Raw genomic sequence first — 2,422 nt, forward strand, 5'->3', positions numbered from 1 at the left:
GATTCAGAAACAGCTGGAAGATCTTAAGAATGCAGAGAGTGCAAGAAAAGAGTTTACGGCAAATGTTTCCCATGAATTGAAAACTCCTCTTATGTCAATCTCCGGATATGCGGAGCTTATGATGAATGGAATGGTACCGCCGGACAAGATGCAGGATTTTTCCGGCAGGATTTTTCATGAGTCCGAGCGTTTATCAAATCTGGTTGCAGATATCATTCAGCTTTCCAGACTGGATGAGAAGAACGGAGAAACTATGTTTGAACAGGTTGACATCGGAGAGCTTGGGGAAGATGTGATCAACAATCTGCAGAACAGGGCAGCAAAGAAAAAGATTAATCTGGAATATACAGGCGGACCTGCACAGATGCAGGGAGTACGCCATGTATTATATGAAATGTTCTACAATATTACAGATAATGCTATCCGCTATACCCCGGATGGTGGAGATGTAAAGGTTTTTGTGGGAAAACTCAATGGGAAACCGTATTTTCGTGTGGAAGATAACGGAATAGGAATTCCGGAGAGCGAACAGCAGAGAATCTTCGAGCGTTTTTACAGAGTGGACAAGAGCCATTCACGTGAAACCGGAGGTACAGGCCTGGGGCTTTCTATTGTAAAACATGGCGCAGTTTTGCATCATGCGAAGATTCTTCTGGACAGTGAGCCGGGTAAGGGAACGAAGATGGAAATCCTGTTTGATCAGACTAAGTAAAGCTCCTGTGAAGCAGTTATTCGGTGTAGTGAAGCGGATGATTTTGTCTGGTGTTGAAAAGAGAGTGGACAGTATCCGACATGGTTGTTAGAAATGTATAAATTTTGGGGATTGACAGACAAGTGATTATTGGAGAAAATAAAATCAGACAGTTATCCATGTAAAAGCAGGTACAATGGAGGGTATTTTCAGTATGGAAAAATGGAGAAGCATTGCAGCGGGTATGAGCTGTTTGTCAATGCTGTTCGCAACAGGAGCGGTTACTGTATCAGCATCAGATGAAATCACAGAAATTCCGGAACAGAGTATTGTATACTGGTCCATGTGGGAAGAAGATGAACCACAGGCAGATGTGATCAGAGAAGCAGCAGAAGCTTATGAAGAAGCAACAGGTATTTCTGTAGAGATTCAGTGGAAGGGCAGAGGAATCCGGTCTCTGATAGAACCTGCCCTGGATGCCGGAGAACAGATTGACCTTTTTGATGATGATTATCAGAGGATGGCTCAGGAACACAGGGATTATCTGGCAGAATTAAAAGGAATGGCAGATACTGTGGATTATGAGAAGCATATTATGCCGGTACTGTTGGAGCAGGTGAAGAACTGGGGAAGTGGAGAACTGCTTGCAATGCCGTATCAGCCTTATATCACAGGCGTCTGGTATAATAAGGATTTATGGGAAGAGGCTGGACTTACAGAACAGGATATCCCGGATACCTGGGAGAAACTGATCAGAGTATGCCGTAAGATTAAAAACAGTGACAGTGGCCTTAGTGCCATGACCTGCGATGAAGAGTATGTGAATCTTCTGTATGGATATCAGCTTGCCAGATATCTTGGACAGGAGAAAGTGCAGCAGCTGATCCGTAACTGTATCTGGTCACAGATTCCACAGGCAAAAGAGGCGGCAGATGATATCAGAATTTTGTTTTTTGCGGGATATATGAGTCAGAGTGCACCGGCACAGCATCCGGAAGGTCAGGATGAAGTGGGAGATGGCGAGGCAGTCATGGTGCTGCAGGGCTCCTGGGTTCCGAATGAAGTGACAGAAGCTACAGAATCTGATGATTCCTGGGGATTTTTTCCATGGCCTGCAGTAAAGGCCGGAACAGACGGCACAGAAGGTGTTATGGTGGGAGCACAGGGATTTGGAGTCACAAAGGATTCGCAGATGAAGCAGGAAGCTTTTGACTTTGCATATTCCATCTGTACCGGGGAAACAGATATGAAAATGACAGATGCGGTTAATTCCATCCCGGCAGATACGGACAATACACAATGGCCGGAAGTGCTGGCAGATGCAGTACCGTATATGAAAGAGATGTCAAAGCCGTACATGTGGGCTGCAGGTCTGGAGGCAGATCCGGATTATAAAGAACAGATACAAAGCGAACTTCTGAAGCTTACAAGATTAGAAGAAACATCGGATGAATTTATAGAGAATCTCAGCAATATGAAATAAGAAAAAGGCTGTTCAACATTATGAAAATATTGGTCTGGTATTACTGGCGCTCTCGTTCTGAGAGCGCCTTTATTGATGTGATATATTCTGTGGGTGTCATTCCGGAAATTTTTTTAAACTGTCTGGAAAAGTAATGGATGGAAGAGTATCCCAGAAATTCTGAAATCTGCGTAAAGTTCATCTGGTTCTCGCGGATCAGTTGTCTGGCATAGGCGATCTTTAACCGGGAAAAGAAATCCATGGCGCCG

At 44.3% G+C, this 2,422-nt stretch carries 3 protein-coding genes; 2 read left to right on the forward strand and 1 reads right to left on the reverse strand.

Going from position 1 to position 2,422, the window contains the following annotated elements; genetic code table 11:
• A partial coding sequence (locus tag AC075L_RS05930) for a sensor histidine kinase (RefSeq protein ID WP_476387345.1) occupies nt 1–712 on the forward strand: 712 nt, incomplete at its 5' end.
• Nucleotides 713–905: 193 nt separating this feature from the next.
• Complete coding sequence (locus AC075L_RS05935; protein ID WP_227296197.1) at nt 906–2,174, forward strand: ABC transporter substrate-binding protein; 1,269 nt, start codon at nt 906–908, stop codon at nt 2,172–2,174.
• 40 nt (nt 2,175–2,214) lie between these two features.
• Here AC075L_RS05935 and AC075L_RS05940 read toward each other — a convergent pair.
• Nucleotides 2,215–2,422, reverse strand: a 208-nt coding sequence (locus tag AC075L_RS05940) for a helix-turn-helix domain-containing protein (RefSeq protein WP_476387346.1), incomplete at its 5' end; no start/stop codon positions are given.

Source organism: Blautia sp. ZXY-1-B12, assembly GCF_056339915.1.

Excerpts from the sequence above, each read along its gene's own strand:
- AC075L_RS05935 (WP_227296197.1), top strand. The coding sequence starts at position 906 with ATGGAAAAATGGAGAAGCATTGCAGCGGGTATGAGCTGTTTGTCAATG.